General features: G+C 71.1%; 11 protein-coding genes, 2 tRNA genes and 1 pseudogene. 9 read left to right on the top strand and 5 right to left on the bottom strand.

Translation table 11 applies throughout. From position 1 onward, the window contains the following. Window positions 1-39 precede the first annotated feature (39 nt). Window positions 40-1,275: a GNAT family N-acetyltransferase gene (locus IH48_RS0130045; RefSeq protein ID WP_030911630.1), complete on the bottom strand. Its 1,236-nt coding sequence runs from the start codon at window positions 1,273-1,275 to the stop codon at window positions 40-42. Window positions 1,276-1,375: 100 nt separating this feature from the next. Here IH48_RS0130045 and IH48_RS0130040 point away from each other — a divergent pair, with 100 nt between their 5' ends. Both IH48_RS0130040 and IH48_RS36420 read left to right on the top strand, forming a co-directional pair. Further along, window positions 1,376-2,533, top strand: coding sequence for a PP2C family protein-serine/threonine phosphatase (locus IH48_RS0130040; protein ID WP_030911627.1), 1,158 nt, complete (start codon window positions 1,376-1,378; stop codon window positions 2,531-2,533). Beyond that, on the top strand, window positions 2,530-3,060 hold the full coding sequence (locus tag IH48_RS36420; protein ID WP_051840867.1) for a DinB family protein: 531 nt from the start codon (window positions 2,530-2,532) through the stop codon (window positions 3,058-3,060). Before IH48_RS0130040 ends, IH48_RS36420 begins: the two co-directional genes overlap by 4 nt. Window positions 3,061-3,084: 24 nt before the next feature. Here the strand turns inward: IH48_RS36420 and IH48_RS0130030 are convergent, their stop codons facing one another. Continuing rightward, a complete protein-coding gene (locus IH48_RS0130030; RefSeq protein WP_030911620.1) occupies window positions 3,085-3,843 on the bottom strand; it encodes a hypothetical protein in 759 nt (252 codons plus the stop codon). Between the two features lie 54 nt (window positions 3,844-3,897). Then, window positions 3,898-5,043, bottom strand: a complete 1,146-nt coding sequence (locus IH48_RS0130025) for an acyltransferase family protein (RefSeq protein WP_030911617.1) — start codon at window positions 5,041-5,043, stop codon at window positions 3,898-3,900. Window positions 5,044-5,608: 565 nt separating this feature from the next. Between IH48_RS0130025 and IH48_RS0130020 the strand changes: the two genes are divergently transcribed. Further along, complete coding sequence (locus tag IH48_RS0130020; protein ID WP_030911614.1) at window positions 5,609-5,803, top strand: hypothetical protein; 195 nt, start codon at window positions 5,609-5,611, stop codon at window positions 5,801-5,803. 114 nt (window positions 5,804-5,917) lie between these two features. Here IH48_RS0130020 and IH48_RS0130015 read toward each other — a convergent pair. Further along, window positions 5,918-5,988: transfer RNA gene (locus IH48_RS0130015), tRNA-Gly, on the bottom strand. Between the two features lie 160 nt (window positions 5,989-6,148). Here IH48_RS0130015 and IH48_RS0130010 point away from each other — a divergent pair. The 5 genes and pseudogenes from IH48_RS0130010 to clpX all read left to right on the top strand — a co-directional run bounded on the left by IH48_RS0130010 (window position 6,149) and on the right by clpX (window position 11,680). Then, window positions 6,149-6,225: transfer RNA gene (locus IH48_RS0130010), tRNA-Pro, on the top strand. Between the two features lie 190 nt (window positions 6,226-6,415). Beyond that, entirely contained in the window at window positions 6,416-7,837 is a 1,422-nt protein-coding gene (tig, locus tag IH48_RS0130005; RefSeq protein ID WP_030911611.1) for a trigger factor, read from the top strand. Window positions 7,838-8,755: 918 nt separating this feature from the next. Continuing rightward, window positions 8,756-9,361 carry an ATP-dependent Clp protease proteolytic subunit gene (locus IH48_RS0130000; protein ID WP_030911608.1) on the top strand — a complete coding sequence of 202 codons (606 nt, stop codon included), beginning with the start codon at window positions 8,756-8,758 and terminating at the stop codon, window positions 9,359-9,361. 58 nt (window positions 9,362-9,419) lie between these two features. Continuing rightward, a pseudogene (locus tag IH48_RS0129995) lies at window positions 9,420-10,085 on the top strand (ATP-dependent Clp protease proteolytic subunit); the annotation flags it as partial. A gap of 302 nt (window positions 10,086-10,387) precedes the next feature. Then, entirely contained in the window at window positions 10,388-11,680 is a 1,293-nt protein-coding gene (gene clpX, locus IH48_RS0129990; protein WP_030911602.1) for an ATP-dependent Clp protease ATP-binding subunit ClpX, read from the top strand. Window positions 11,681-11,729: 49 nt separating this feature from the next. Here the strand turns inward: clpX and IH48_RS0129985 are convergent, their stop codons facing one another. Next, entirely contained in the window at window positions 11,730-12,785 is a 1,056-nt protein-coding gene (locus tag IH48_RS0129985) for a hypothetical protein (protein ID WP_030911599.1), read from the bottom strand. Between the two features lie 147 nt (window positions 12,786-12,932). Between IH48_RS0129985 and IH48_RS0129980 the strand changes: the two genes are divergently transcribed. Further along, a complete protein-coding gene (locus tag IH48_RS0129980; RefSeq protein WP_030911596.1) occupies window positions 12,933-15,557 on the top strand; it encodes a valine--tRNA ligase in 2,625 nt (874 codons plus the stop codon). Window positions 15,558-15,627 lie beyond the last annotated feature (70 nt).

The raw sequence follows: 15,627 nt of genomic DNA, 5'->3' as shown, positions 1-15,627 counted from the left end.
CCGCGCGGCTCGACGGCTCGTACGACCCGCGGCCGCCCGTCAGAAGCCGTGCGGCAGCCAGGGCGCCACGTCGGAGCCGAACGCGAGCGACGCCTCGGCGAGCGCGCCGGGACGCAGTTCCGTCACCCGCCCCGCGTCCGCCAGCGCGCGCAGCGTCACGCCGCCCAGGTAGGCGGAGCCCAGCTCCCGCACGCTCAGCGCCAGGTCGGCCGCGTCCCCGGTGCGCGCGCAGGCCGCGCCCTCCGCGTCGCCGCTCAGCCGCCAGCGCCCCTCGTTCCACGGGCAGAAGGCGTCGCGTACGTCGAGCACCACGTCGACGGGCGCACGGTAGGCGCGCGCCGCGAGCGCGCCGCCCACGTCGACCGGCCGCGCGTACGCGACGTCGCGCACCCGCAGCCCGCAGCGCCGCACGTCCGACAGCAGGTGCAGCACCGGATCGTCCACCGGGCGGCTGCCCACCGACACCGTCCACGTCAGGTCGATCTCGCACAGGAAACGCCACAGCGCCGCGTACGAGGCGGGGTCCCCCGTGTACACGTCACGGACCCGCACCACGCACTTCGCGCCCGCCATGTCCGCCTCGCCCGTCATGTGGAAGAGGGCGAAGCCGGCGACCTCGCCGCCGCGCCGCGCGAGCACGCACCGGAGCGGCGAGGCGCCCTCGCGCTCCTGCGGCGGGTCGAGCAGCGGCAGCCGCTCCCAGCCGGGCTGCCGGGCGAGCATCCCCGGGCGCGCCGGCACGGCGCGGGCGTAGACGTCCTCGATCGCGCGCCCCACTTCCGGGTCGGTGGGCGAGGCGTACCGCAGCTCCACCGCGTCCGCGCCCTCGGGAAGCGACGCGACGCGCACGCGCGTGGTGTCGATCTCCATCGCCAGCTTCGTCGTCGCCAGCCCGTATCCGAACCGTCCGTAGATGTCCGGTTCCGACGCGGTCAGGACGGCCATCGGCTCGCCGCGCTCGCGCACGTCGTCCAACTGCCGCCGCATCATGGACCGCAGCAGCCCGCGCCGCCGGTGCGTGGCCGCGACGGAGACCATGGTGACGCCCGCGGCCGGCACGAGCGAGCCGCCCGGGACGGACAGGCGGAACGAGAACGCGCCGGCCGTACCGACGCAATCCGCACCGTCCCAGACGCCCAGGGAACGGTCCTGCTCGGTCAGTTCGTTCAGCAGGGCACGCCTCTTCGGAGCCTCGCCCGCCCCGCCGAACGCACGGTCCAACGTCTCGTCCCAGCGGTCCCAGTCGTCCTTGCACAGCACCCGCAGCTCTGTCATGCACCCATCCCTACCAGCCGTCCGCCGCCGTGACGATCCGATATCGAACACACGGGGGCCCTCTGCACGGCGGCCGGACAGATCGATAGGGTCCACTCCAATGGCCGGTGTCGCGGAAGCGGAGTCGTCGACCGCCCGGATGCGCAGGAGACTGCACCGGGTGCGCATCTCCGTGCGCCGGGCCGGTGTCGACTGGTTCCGCGGCGAGGGATCCGACCTGATCGCCATGGTCGGCCTGCTGGCGCTCGTGCCCGCGATCACCGTGACGACGCTCGCCGTCCCGATGTGGTGCGCGCCGGCCGCGCTCGCCGTGCCGATCGTCGCGGGCGGCCTGCTGCTGCGGCCCGCCAGCCTGCTCGGCCTGTACGCGGCGTCCGCGGCGGCCCTGATCGTCGAGGCGATCGTGCTCGGCCCCTACCAGCACGGCCCCGCGCGCGTAACGCCTGGCACGGTACTCGTGGTGGCCGCTTGCGGCCTCTTCGGCCTGCTGCTCGCCCAGTTCAGGGCGCGCGTCGGGGTGCCGTGGCGGCGTGGCGGCACCATGCTCTTCGACCTGCGTGAACGCATCCGGGTGCAGAGCGCGCTGCCGAGCCTGCCGGGCGGCTGGTACCGGGAGTGGTCGCTGCGGCCCGCGGGCGGCCAGTCCTTCTCCGGCGACTTCGTCGTCGCGGCCCGCACGGGCGGCGGCCGGACGCTGGAGATCGTCCTGACCGACGTGTCGGGCAAGGGCATGGACGCGGGTTCGCGCGCCCTGCTGCTCTCGGGCGCGTTCGGCGGGCTGCTCGGCTCGCTGCCGCCGCACGGCTTCCTGCCCGCGGCCAACGGCTACCTGCTGCGCCAGAACTGGGAAGAGGGGTTCGCGACCTCGATCCACCTGGTGCTCGACCTCGAATCCGGCGACTACGAACTCCTGTCCGCAGGCCACCTCCCGGCACTCCAGCTGCACGCGGGTACCGGCAGGTGGGAGGAGAAGTCCGGCGAGGGACCGCTCCTCGGGGTCTACGACGGCGCCCAGTTCGACCCGGCGAAGGGCGCGCTGCGCCCCGGCGACGTGCTGATGCTCTTCACCGACGGCCTGGTGGAGGCGCCGGGCCGCGACCTGAGCGAGGGCATCGACCGCCTGACGGGCGCCGCCGACCGCTACGTGAAGGGGGGCTTCGAGGGCGCGTCCTGGCACCTGATCGAAACGGTCGCGAAGGACGTCAACGACGACCGCGCGCTGCTCCTGCTCGCCCGAGACGCCGACACGGCCCCGTGACACCGGGCGACTGGCGCACCCTGGCCGCGCGGCAGTTCGCGCTCCTGCACGCCGACCTGACCGTGCTGTACACGGACGCCGTGGACGACTGGCTGCACGCCGCGCCACCGTACCCCCCAGGCGCCAACACGCCCGCGTGGCTGATCTGGCACATCGCACGCGGCCAGGACCGCAACATCTCCGAACTCCTCGGCCGCGCCCAGCTGTGGACGGCGGACGGCTGGGCGGACCGCTTCCAGCGCCCGCGCGACCCCGCCGACACCGGGCTCGGCCACACGACCGCGCAGGCCGCCGCCTTCCGCGTCCCGCCGGCGTCCGGCGAGAACCTCGCCGCGTACGCGGCGGCGGCGCACGCCCGCACCCTCGGCTACCTTGCGGCCGCCCCGCCGAGCGACGCGGCGCGCCCCGTGACGAGCCCCACACTCCGCAACACCCACACCGTGGAGGAGCGCCTGGCCGCCCTGGTGCGCGACGGATTCGAGCATGCGGGCCAACTCGGCCTGTGTGCCGCGGCGGTCCGCCGCTGAAGGAGGGCGCGGCCGGCCGCGCCCTCAGCTCTCGCGCGTCCGCCTGCGCTGCCGCTCGCCCACCTGAAGGAGTACGTCCGCGACGGTGAAGTTCTCCAGCAGCGCGGCGCGCAGGGTTTCGACCGCCTCACGTATCCCCGCCAGCTGCTCGCGCGGCTCCCGCGCCCGCAGGAACCACCTGGCGAAGTCCGCCGTCGGCGCGGTCCCGGCCCTCTCGCCCGAGCGGAACCACTCGCCCTCCGAGGCGTCGACGACATCGTCGCCCGCTGCCAGGACCATGTCCGTCGCGATCCGGCCGCGAGAACCCGTGCGGCGGGCGAGGTCGACCGCCCATGCGTCCACCTCGGCCTGGGTCGGCCTGGTGGGGAAGCCGCCTCCCGACATCACCGTGCCGACCGCGGCCAGCGCGCCGGACTTGAAGCCGATGAGCGGCACGAGCCGGTTGTAGGCGCGGGGCTCGATGATCTGGAGGAGAACCGAGTTCTCGTCCAGCAGCTCCGAGGCGCGCCGCAGCTGGTCGCCCTGGTGCAGGACGAGTTGCCGCACCGCCTCCTGGGAAGGCGGAACGCGCGCGAAGGCGTCGGGCCCGCCGGACGCGTACCCGGCCAGCCCCTCGAAGGCCCGCACGATGTCCTCGGCCGTGACCAGGATCTGGTTGATGTGCGTGTACAGCAGGAAGAGCTCGGCCGCCACCTCGCGCCGCCTGCGTTCCTCGCGGAGCTGGACCGCTCCCGTCCAACTGCCGGCCAGCGCCTCGATCAGGGACTTGATCACCTCGAGCACTCGCTCAGCGTAGAGCCTGCGGCGGCCGTCAGGGAGGGGCCGGGCGGCCCCCGCTCACTCCTGCGTGCGGAACGCCCAGGCCATGTCGGGCTCCACGGCCCAGCGGAAGGCCCGCCGCACCGGCGGGCTGCACAGCAGCGTCACCGCCACCGCCGCCAGCAACGTGACGACGACCTCACCGGCAGGTGCGCTCAGCCACGGGTGGTCGTCGAAGACGCCCGCGAAACCGGCGCCCTTGATCAGGAAGCCGTGCAGCAGGTAGCCGCAGATGGTGCCCGCGCCGAGCACGGTGAACCACATGGGCCGGCTCGGCACCCACGAAAGGAAGCACGCGGTCAGCGCCAGCGAGCAGGCGAAGAGCCCGAGCTGCATCGCGGGCCCCGTCCACCAGGCCTGGCCGAGATCCTCCGCACTGGTGTTGTGGTAGAGCCAGCCGGACGCGAACCTCGGCGCGATCCCGTACGAGAAGGCCACCGCGCACAGGAAGACGGGCGCGCTCAGCAGCCGTACCTCGCGCCGCCGCACCAGCCGGAAGTGCTCGGGCTTCAGGCAGAGGCCGAGCACGAAGTACGGCAGGAACTGCAGCACGCGCGGGAGCGCGAGGTCGCCGCTGATCGACGGGCAGAACGACGCGAGCATCGCGACGACGAGCGCCACCGGCAGCGGATGCCGGATCGCCCGCCACAGCGGCGTCGTCAGCCGCCAGACGAACAGCGCGATCAGGAACCAGGTCAGGAACCACGGGTCCTGGAGGCTGACGCTCAGGTGATGCGGCTTCTCGCCGGCCCAGCGCAGCAGCGAGTACGCCGTCTCGAAGACGATGTAGGGCACGGCGACGCCGGTCACCAGGCGCTTCAGTTGGCGCGGGGTCGCGGTGAAGCTGCGCGAGAAGTAGCCGGAGATGATGATGAAGGCCGGCATGTGGAACGTGTAGACGACCATGTACAGCGCCTTGGTCGCCCGGCTGCCGTCCATGAGGGGCTCCCACGAGTGGGCCACGGCCACGAGCACGATCGCCAGGTACTTGGCGTTGTCGAAGAATGCCTCGCGCCGCTTCGGCCGCGCCGCCGCCTGCTGCCCGGAGCCGGCCTCCGGGCTCGCCTCCGAGCCGGTCTTCGCGGCCGGGACGGACTTCTCCGCGGTGTCGGCGACAGCCGTTCGCGCGGCAGGACCGTTCGGATCCGGCGGCGTGTCGGCCACCGCTCCCGATGCGTTCGCGACGGCCGGATTCGCCGATTCCCGCCTGCCGTTACGTGACCCGGAAGCCTTCTCATATCCCTGTGACGCCTGAACCATTCGACGCACCCTAGACGGGTCCCAGGCAATCGGTAAAACCACCCTGCCGCCCGGCAAGGTGGAAAAGGAAACGAGTCGTGACCGCACCAAATGCCCCGATTAATCCGCATTGAATCGGGCAAATCGTCACCGAATCGAAGGCCTGGCGACGTGCATGCATTCCTGTTTCGGATGCCCGTGCGCTTACCGTTCACGCCTCCTGTGAATTATCTGTGTGACCCACGAAACGATTGCGCGAGGCCATTGGCGATTCCCCTACGCATTGATCATGCGTGTTCGGCGGGCAACGGCGGTTCGTTGCGGATGCGACGGTTTGCGGCGCCTCGGGGTTGGCGCGTTCTGGTCGTCGATGATGCGTCACCCGGCAGCGCGCACACAGAGGTTGATGGCACCATGGTGACCAGCGGGAAGCGGGATGGCACGCGGTCCCGCGGCCGGCTAGGCGGACCGACCGAGGGTGTGATCAGTTATGGCCGTTTCAGTGTCCGTGGCGGTGGTGTTGGCGATCATCCTTGTGCTGATGATCCGCGGTAAGTCCATCAAGGCCGGGCCCGCCATCGTGGCGATCCTGTTCGGCTTCTTCCTTGCCTCGACGAACATCGCCCCGTCCGTGAACAGGTTCATGAACTCGGTGGCCGACACCATCAGCCAGATCCACTTCTGAGGCGGATCGGGACCGTCACGACAACAGCCCGGTCGGCGAGGAAATCGCCGGCCGGGCCGTGGTCGTACGTACCGGGCGCGTGAGGAGCGCACCTGGGAGGCAGCGGCCTCCGAGAGCGGGCGACGGGAATCGAACCCGCGTAGCTAGTTTGGAAGACTAGGGCTCTACCATTGAGCTACGCCCGCGCGAGCCCGGGAATCCCGCAGGGGGACCGAGCGCGTACGCAGAGCATCGTAGCGGTTCCGGCGCCCCGTCCGCACACGGGTGTGCGCGCCGCTCCCGCCCACCCCGCGAAACGGGGTCCGACGCAGTGCCTTCGGGCATGTACCCTACGTGTCGCACCGACGGGGTGTGGCGCAGCTTGGTAGCGCGTCCGCTTTGGGAGCGGAAGGTCGTCGGTTCGAATCCGGCCACCCCGACCAGCCGCGCACGCGCGCGCACCGGAAGATCGCGTTGTGGGCCTGTTCATGCTTGCGGTTACTATGCAAGCTGCGTGCCCGCGTGTCTGACGAGTCTCCGAGGACCCCAAGAGCCGGGCCGATGTGCAGGCCGACGCCGATCATGAGCGCGCGGCATGCGAACCCCAGAATCAGCCACCAAGGAGACCGAACCGTGAAGAGCGCCGTGGAGACCCTGAACCCGACCCGGGTTCGGCTCACTGTCGAGGTGCCCTTCGAGGAGCTCAAGGACAGCCTCGACGCGGCGTACAAGAAGATCAACCAGCAGGTCACGGTGAAGGGCTTCCGCAAGGGCAAGATCCCGGCCCGCGTCATCGACCAGCGGTTCGGCCGCGGTGCTGTGCTGGAGGAGGCCGTCAACGACGCCCTTCCGAAGTTCTACACCGACGCGGTCAACGAGGGTGAGCTGAACGTGCTCGGCCAGCCCGAGGTCGACATCAAGGAGCTGAAGGACGGCGAACTGCTCTCCTTCACCGCCGAGGTCGACGTCCGCCCCGAGATCACGATCCCCGACTACTCCGGCATCGAGGTCACCGTCGACGCCGCCGAGGTCAGCGACGAGGACGTGGACAAGTCGGTCGAGCAGCTGCGCGACCGCTTCGCCTCGACCAGCGCCGTCGAGCGCGCCGCCGCCGACGGCGACGTCGTGACGGTCGACCTGGAGGCCAGGATCGACGGCGAGGTCCTGGAGGACGGCGTCGCGAACGGCATCGACTACGTGATCGGCTCGGGTGACCTGCTCGACGGCATCGACGCCGCCGTCACCGGCCTTGAGGCCGGCGGCGAGGCCACCTTCACGTCCGAGCTGAAGGGCGGCTCCGCCGAGGGCAAGGCGGCCGAGGTCACCGTCAAGGTCAGCGAGGTCAAGGCCCGCGAGCTGCCCGAGCTCGACGACGACTTCGCGCAGACCGCCAGCGAGTTCGACACGCTGGAGGAGCTCAGGGCGGACAGCCGCAAGCGCCTGGTGTCGATGAAGCAGTACGACCAGGCCACGCAGGCGCAGGAGCGCGTGCTCGACGAGCTGGTCAAGCTCGTCGAGGTGCCGGTCCCCGAGAAGCTGCTCGCGGACGAGATCGAGACCCGCACGCACAACCTGGAGAACCACCAGCTGCCGCAGATGGGCATGGACCTCGCGCAGTACCTCCAGATCCAGGGCAAGACCCGGGAGGAGTTCGACTCCGAGACCGAGGAGCAGGCGGTCAAGGGGATCAAGACCCAGTTCATCCTGGACGAGCTCGTCAACCGGGAGAAGCTGAACGTGAACCAGGAGGAGCTCACCGAGCACCTCATGCGCCGCGCGCAGTCCTCCGGCATGAGCCCCGACCAGTTCGCGCAGGCGGTCGTCGAGGGCGGCCAGGTGCCGATGCTGGTCGGCGAGGTCGCCCGCGGCAAGGCGCTCGCCGCGGTCGTGGAGGCGGCGAAGGTCGTCGACACGAACGGCGAGACGGTCGACCTGGACGACGAGGAAGGCGACGCCGAGGCCACCGAGGCGGCCACGGAGACGGTCGAGGCGGCGGAGTCCGCCGAGGCCCCCGCCGCCGAGTCCGGCGATGACGAGGCCAAGCCCACCGCCTGACCGCACCGCACGCAGGACGGGCCCCGGACGCACCAGCGTCCGGGGCCCGCCGCGTCCGCCCCGGCCACCCGGCGCAGCCCCGCCCCGGACCGCTGCCGAGCCATGGCCGTGAGGAGCCACCGCTCGTGCCCCCGTCCGATCCGGCCCGCCGCCCGCCGCCCGCCGCCCGCCGTACCCGCCCGCGGGCGCGCCCCGCACGGCCTGCCGTCTGTCGCCCGCTGGGCCCCTCCGGCGGCATGGCGCGGATCGACTGCCGCCGGGCACAACAGCCTGCGGCACCCGTCGGTCCCGCCGCGCGGCCGGTCCGTCGGCTCACCGCCGCCGGGTCACGGCCCGGCCGGCCCGCCGCCCGGCGGCCGCCGACGGGGCACCGTACTGCCTGCCGCCTGCCGCCTGCCGCCTGCCGCCTGCCGCCTGCCGCCCGCTCCGGCCCGCGGCCGCCGCGTGGACTGCCTCGTCCGGCCTGCCTCGCATACCCTCGCGGCCGTCCCGTCCCGCCATCGGGCGCCGCGTCGCACGCCGGTCGGGCAAGCGCCGGTTGCTCGGCCGGGATCCGCCGAGACCATGCCCCGCGGGCCGAGCCGCCGCGTGACCGTGCCCGCGCATCGGGGCGTCACCGGGCCGCACAGGCGTGCGGGGCATCGCGCGTCCGGGCCGGTGGCCGGGGGGTGTGCGCGGGGCGGGACGCCCCGCGATACGGTCGGCGGCACCGCGCGCACGCGGGCCAACTACCTTGCGCTCCGAGCGAACAGCTACGGAACCGGGATGGCGCCCGCCGACCAGGGGGTTAGGGTCCATGAGTACGAGAGCCGGAGAAGCCGTCCGGGAGCAGACCGGCCGGCCTTTCGGATCTCGGGACGAAGACGCTGAGACGGCCGAGGCCGTCAGAGACGAGCAGGTGGACACGTGACGAATCTGATGCCGCATGCCGCAGGAGAGCCGTCCATCGGTGGGGGCCTCGGCGACCAGGTCTACAGTCGGCTGCTCGGCGAGCGGATCATCTTCCTCGGCCAGCAGGTCGACGATGACATCGCCAACAAGATCACCGCGCAGCTCCTCCTCCTCGCGGCCGAGCCCGAGAAGGACATCTACCTCTACATCAACAGCCCGGGTGGCTCCGTCACGGCGGGCATGGCCGTCTACGACACCATGCAGTACATCCCGAACGACGTCGTGACGATCGGCATGGGCCTCGCGGCGTCCATGGGCCAGTTCCTGCTGACCGGCGGCACCGCGGGCAAGCGGTTCGCGCTGCCGAACACCGACATCCTCATGCACCAGGGCTCGGCCGGGCTCGGCGGTACCGCGTCCGACATCAAGATCCAGGCCCAGCAGCTGCTGCGCACCAAGAAGCGCATGGCCGAGATCACGGCGCGGCACACCGGCCAGACCGAGGAGACGATCATCCGCGACGGTGACCGCGACCGCTGGTTCTCCGCCGAGGAGGCCAGGGAGTACGGCATCATCGACGAGATCATCACCGCTGCTTCGGGTGTCCCGGGCGGCGGCGGCACCGGGGCCTGAGGGCCCCGTCCTCCCCGTCATCAAGCCCGTCCTCCGCAGGTCACCCAAGGTCACAGGAATGGTGAACACCCAGATGAACGACTACTCCGCGAGCGGCCTCCACACGGGCCCGCAGGTGGACAACCGTTACGTCGTCCCGCGCTTCGTCGAGCGCACCTCGCAGGGCGTCCGCGAGTACGACCCGTACGCCAAGCTGTTCGAGGAGCGCGTGATCTTCCTCGGCGTGCAGATCGACGACGCGTCCGCCAACGACGTCATGGCGCAGCTGCTGTGCCTGGAGTCGATGGACCCGGACCGCGACATCTCCATCTACATCAACAGCCCCGGCGGCTCGATGACGGCGCTCACCGCCATCTACGACACGATGCAGTTCGTGAAGCCGGACATCCAGACGGTCTGCATGGGCCAGGCGGCCTCCGCCGCCGCCGTGCTGCTGGCCGCCGGCACGCCGGGCAAGCGTCTCGCGCTGCCCAACGCGCGCGTGCTGATCCACCAGCCGTCCAGCCAGACGGGGCGCGAGCAGCTCTCCGACCTGGAGATCGCGGCCAACGAGATCCTGCGCATGCGCTCGCAGCTCGAGGAGCTGCTGGCGAAGCACTCCACGACCCCGATCGAGAAGATCAGGGACGACATCGAGCGCGACAAGATCCTCACCGCTGAGGAGTCGCTCGCGTACGGTCTGGTCGACCAGATCGTGTCGACCCGCAATGTCAGATCCAAGGCGGAGGAGGGAGTCGACGCGGAGCGTCGGCGACTGACGACAACGCCGGAGATGGCTGTGCCAGGCGACTCGGGCCCCGCAGGGGGCAAGACAACAGCTTCCGGCCCGGCGCGCACCCTTGGCGCGGCTGGTCACAGGCGCCCCGCAGGTCCCGCAAGGGCCGCGTACCGCGCCGCGAGGCCGGGCGGGGAGTGTGGTGAACCGCGCCAAGGGGGGCCCGAACACGGGGCCGGGCAAGGTACCGTCGGGTATGAGGCACAGGAGCCGCTGAACCAGGCTGCTCCCAGGCGAAGGGGATCCACCTCGTGGCACGCATCGGTGATGGCGGCGACCTGCTCAAGTGCTCGTTCTGCGGCAAGAGCCAGAAGCAGGTGAAGAAGCTCATCGCAGGGCCCGGTGTGTACATCTGCGACGAGTGCATCGACCTCTGCAACGAGATCATCGAGGAGGAGCTCGCCGAGACCTCCGAGGTGCGGTGGGAGGAACTGCCCAAGCCGCGCGAGATCTACGAGTTCCTCGAGGGGTACGTCGTCGGGCAGGAGCCCGCGAAGAAGGCCCTGTCGGTGGCGGTCTACAACCATTACAAGCGGGTGCAGGCCGGCGAGAACGGCGGCGGCTCGGGCCGTGAGGACGCGATCGAGCTCGGCAAGTCGAACATCCTGCTGCTCGGGCCGACCGGCTCGGGCAAGACGCACCTCGCCCAGACACTCGCCCGCATGCTCAACGTGCCGTTCGCGATCGCCGACGCGACCGCGCTGACGGAGGCCGGGTACGTCGGCGAGGACGTCGAGAACATCCTGCTCAAGCTCATCCAGGCCGCCGACTACGACGTCAAGAAGGCCGAGACCGGCATCGTCTACATCGACGAGATCGACAAGGTCGCGCGCAAGAGCGAGAACCCGTCGATCACGCGCGACGTGTCGGGCGAGGGCGTGCAGCAGGCGCTGCTGAAGATCCTTGAGGGCACCACCGCCTCCGTCCCGCCGCAGGGCGGACGCAAGCATCCGCACCAGGAGTTCATCCAGATCGACACGACGAACGTGCTGTTCATCGTGGGCGGCGCCTTCGCGGGCCTGGAGAAGATCATCGAGGCGCGGGCCGGCGCCAAGGGCATCGGGTTCGGCGCGACGATCCGCTCCAAGCGCGAGATCGAGGAGCGCGACCTGTTCCAGGAGGTCATGCCGGAGGACCTGGTGAAGTTCGGGATGATCCCCGAGTTCATCGGCCGCCTCCCCGTCATCACCTCCGTGCACAACCTGGACCGCGAGGCGCTCAAGCGCATCCTGGTCGAGCCGCGCCACGCCCTGGTCAAGCAGTACCAGCGGCTGTTCGAACTCGACGGCGCCGAGCTGGAGTTCGACGAGTCGGCGCTCGAAGCCATCGCGGACCAGGCGATCCTGCGCGGCACCGGCGCGCGCGGACTGCGGGCGATCCTCGAAGAGGTGCTCCAGTCGGTGATGTACGAGGTGCCGTCGCGCAAGGACGTGGCACGCGTGGTCATCACGGAGGAGGTCGTGCACTCGCACGTCAACCCGACGCTGGTACCGCGCGAGCCGAGGATCGTCAAGAACGACGGACGGCACGAGAAGTCCGCCTGAGAGGCGCCCGGCCGGCCGGCTCATGGCCGGACCGGCCGGACGCCCGGCGTCAGGCCTTGACGCGCACGTCGCCCCGGAGCTTCGCCGCGAGGTCCGCGACGTCCGAGACCGGCTCCGACTTGCCCGTCGCGAGCGACGCGATGTCGAAGTGGACGACGAAGCCGAGCGTGCTGTGGTCGGCCCACACGCAGATCGGCGTCGTGAACTCCTTGGGCCCCGACGCCGCGCCGCTGCCGGCGTCCGAGTTGGTGCTCTTGACGTTCTGGCACTTCATGACCGCGTCCTTGAGGCCGGCCGGCTTGACCTCCTTGGGCTGCCCGACCAGCCGGCTCTCCTTGTCGCCCTTCGACTCCTTGTTCGCCGAGGCGAAGAACGCGTCCAGCGTCTTGCGGGGATCGTCGATCTGCCCGTAGACGCCGCCGAACTCCAGGAGCGACTGGGCGAGCGGGTTCGACTCGTCGCCCTTCATGTACGCGGAGGAGACGTCCTTGGGGTTCTTCACCCCTGCCTTCTTCGCGTCGTCCAGGTCGCTCGACGTCGAGGACGAGTCGGTGTCCTTGGCGTCCTTCTTGTACTGGCCGCCCAGCACCGAGGCCGGCGTGATGAGCTTGTGCGGGCCGTCGTCCGCGACGTCGGAGCCGCTGCCGCCTGACGTCAGGAAGTACGCGCCGCCGGCGATCACGGCGCACGCCACGACCACGGCCGTGACGATGAGGCCTGTCCGCTTCTTCTTCGGCGGGCCGCCGGCCGGGCCGCCCGCGTACGGGCCGGCGCCGTACGGCGGCTGCCCCGGCTGGCCGTACGGGTTCTGCCCGTACGGCGGCTGCTGCGGCTGCGCGTACGGGTTGGGCCCGCCCTGCACGCCCTGCTGCGGCGGCGGTCCGTACGGTCCTGGCGCGGCCGGCGGCTGCTGCGGGTGGCCGTAGCCGGGCTGTGCCGGGACGCCCGGCTGCTGCGGGTAGCCGTACCCCGGCTGCGGTCCGCCCTGGGGCGGCTGTCCGCCCTGCGGGGGCTGCCCGTAGGGGCCGGACTGGCCGTAGGGCCCGGGCTGCTGCGGCTGCTGAGGCTGCGGCCCCCCGTAAGGCCCGGGCTGATCGTTGCTCATGTCGTCGGTTCCCCTCCGAATGGATGTGACTCGGGACATCCTGTCGGATGTGAGCACGACACGTGCCCCCCGGGGCCGGACCTTTACGCCCGCAGACGCCCCGCAATCGGTTTCGGGACGCGCCCGTGACACCTCTAAACTGAACCGGTGACCGAGAACTCAGCGCAGCAGCCACCAGCAGGCCCCCGTGAATTGCCGACGCAGTACGCGCCGGCGGAGGTAGAGGGGCCGCTGTACGAGCGCTGGGTGGAGCGGGGTTACTTCGAGGCGGACGCGTCGAGCGACAAGCCCCCGTACACGATCGTCATCCCCCCGCCGAACGTCACAGGATCCCTGCACCTCGGCCACGCCTTCCAGCACACGCTGATGGACGCGCTCACGCGCCGCAAGCGCATGCAGGGCTACGAGGCGCTGTGGCTGCCCGGCATGGACCACGCGGGCATCGCCACGCAGAACAAGGTCGAGCAGCAACTCGCCGAGGAGGGCAAGTCGCGCCACGACATCGGGCGCGAGGAGTTCGTCAGGCGCACGTGGCAGTGGAAGGACGAGTACGGCGGTCGGATCCTCGGGCAGATGCGCCGCCTCGGCGACGGCGTCGACTGGTCGCGCGAGCGCTTCACGATGGACGAGGGCCTGTCGAAGGCCGTCCTGACCATCTTCAAGAAGCTCTACGACGACGGGCTGATCTACCGCGCCGAGCGCATCATCAACTGGTGCCCCCGCTGCCTCACCGCCATCTCCGACATCGAGGTGGACTACCAGGACGACGAGGGCGAACTGGTCTCCCTCAAGTACGGCGAGGGGGACGAGACGGTCGTCGTCGCGACGACCCGCGTCGAGACGATGCTCGGCGACACCGCCGTCGCCGTCCACCCGGACGACGAGCGGTACGCGCACCTCATCGGCAAGCGCATCAAGCTCCCGCTGACGGACCGTACGATCCCCGTCGTCGCGGACGCGCACGTCGACCCCGAGTTCGGCACGGGCGCCGTCAAGGTGACCCCGGCGCACGACCCCAACGACTTCGCGATCGGCCGCCGCCACGGCCTGGAGTCGCTGACGGTCATGGACGAGCGCGCGGTGATCACCGTGCCGGGTCCTTTCCAGGGCCTCGACCGCTTCGAGGCGCGCGCCGCGATCGTCGAGGCGCTGCGCGAGCAGGGCAGGATCGTCGCCGAGAAGCGCCCCTACGTGCACAGCGTCGGCCACTGCTCGCGGTGCCGCACGACCATCGAGCCGCGCCTGTCGCTGCAGTGGTGGGTCAAGGTCGAGCCGCTGGCGAAGGCCGCGGGCGACGCGGTGCGCGACGGCCGGGTGAGGATCCACCCGGAGGAGCTGTCGAAGCGCTACTTCGACTGGGTCGACAACATGCACGACTGGACGATCTCGCGCCAGCTGTGGTGGGGCCACCGCATCCCCGTCTGGTACGGGCCGAACGGCGAGACGGTCTGCGTCGGCCCCGACGACGAGGCACCCGCGGGCGAGGGGTGGACGCAGGACCCGGACGTCCTCGACACCTGGTTCTCGTCCGGCCTGTGGCCGTTCTCGACGCTCGGCTGGCCGGACGAGACCGCGTCGCTGGAGAAGTTCTACCCGACGGACGTCCTGCTCACGGGACACGACATCATCTTCTTCTGGGTCGCCAGGATGATGATGTTCGGCCTGTACGCGATGGACGGCGTCCCGCCGTTCCACACGATCGCGCTGACGGGCCTCGTCCGCGACGAGCACGGCAAGAAGATGTCCAAGTCCAACCCCAACTCGGTCGACCCGCTCGACTGGATGGACGCGTACGGCGCCGACGCCGTCCGCTTCACGCTCGCCAGGGGCGCCAACCCCGGTGCGGACGTGCCGATCGGCGAGGACTGGGTCCAGGCGTCCAGGAACTTCGCCAACAAGGTGTGGAACGCGACGCGTTTCGCGCTGATGAACGGCGCGACCGTCGAGGGCGAACTGCCGCACGCCGAGACGCTGTCCGCGACGGACCGGTGGATCCTCTCCCGGCTGAACCGCACCGTCGGGGCCGTCGACGCGTACTACGACGACTACCAGTTCGCCAAGGTCAGCGACGCCCTCTACCACTTCGCGTGGGACGAGGTCTTCGACTGGTACGTCGAGCTGTCCAAGACGACGTTCGCCGCCGGGGGCGACGGCGCCGCCGCCTCGCGCCGTGTCCTAGGCGAGGTCCTCGACGTCACGTTGCGCCTGCTGCACCCGGTGATGCCGTTCGTGACGGACACCCTGTGGACGACGCTGACCGGCCGCGAGTCTGTGGTCGTCGCCGAATGGCCCGCCGACAGCGGCTTCCGCGACGAGGCGGCCGAGCGGGAGATCCAGCTGCTCCAGGAGGTCACGACGGAGGTCCGCCGCTTCCGCGCCGACCAGGGCCTGCAGCCCGGCCAGCGCGTCCCGGCCCGCCTCGACCTGTCGGGGACGTCCCTTGCGGCGCACGAGCCGGCGATCCGGCAGCTGCTGCGCCTCCAGCCGGAGGGCGACGGCTTCCAGGCGACGGCGACGCTCCCGATCGCCGGCGCGACGGTGGCGCTCGACCTGTCGGGCACCATCGACGTGGCGGCGGAGCGCAAGCGCCTCACCAAGGACCTGGGCGCGGCGGAGAAGGAGAAGTCGCAGGCCACGGCGAAGCTCGGCAACGAGGCGTTCCTCGCGAAGGCGCCCGACCAGGTGGTCGGCAAGATCCGGGGCCGCCTCGCCAAGGCGGAGGAGGACATCGCCCGCATCACCGCGCAACTGGCGAACCTCCCGGCCGCCTAGCGGCGCGGGGCCGCACGACGCGAGCCGCGCCACCGGGCCGCGCTTCCCACGGGCAGAGCCGTGGGAAGTG

This window comes from Streptomyces sp. NRRL F-5126, assembly GCF_000721265.1.
GTDB lineage: Bacteria > Actinomycetota > Actinomycetes > Streptomycetales > Streptomycetaceae > Streptomyces.
Note: the sequence above shows the minus strand (reverse complement) of the source record. Positions and strands in the feature narration are given on the sequence as shown.

Coding starts and splice junctions, on each gene's coding strand:
- IH48_RS0130045 (WP_030911630.1), bottom strand. CDS start 1,275: ATGACAGAGCTGCGGGTGCTGTGCAAGGACGACTGGGACCGCTGGGAC.
- IH48_RS0130040 (WP_030911627.1), top strand. CDS start 1,376: ATGGCCGGTGTCGCGGAAGCGGAGTCGTCGACCGCCCGGATGCGCAGG.
- IH48_RS0130020 (WP_030911614.1), top strand. CDS start 5,609: ATGGCCGTTTCAGTGTCCGTGGCGGTGGTGTTGGCGATCATCCTTGTG.
- IH48_RS0130000 (WP_030911608.1), top strand. CDS start 8,756: ATGCCGCATGCCGCAGGAGAGCCGTCCATCGGTGGGGGCCTCGGCGAC.
- IH48_RS0129985 (WP_030911599.1), bottom strand. CDS start 12,785: ATGAGCAACGATCAGCCCGGGCCTTACGGGGGGCCGCAGCCTCAGCAG.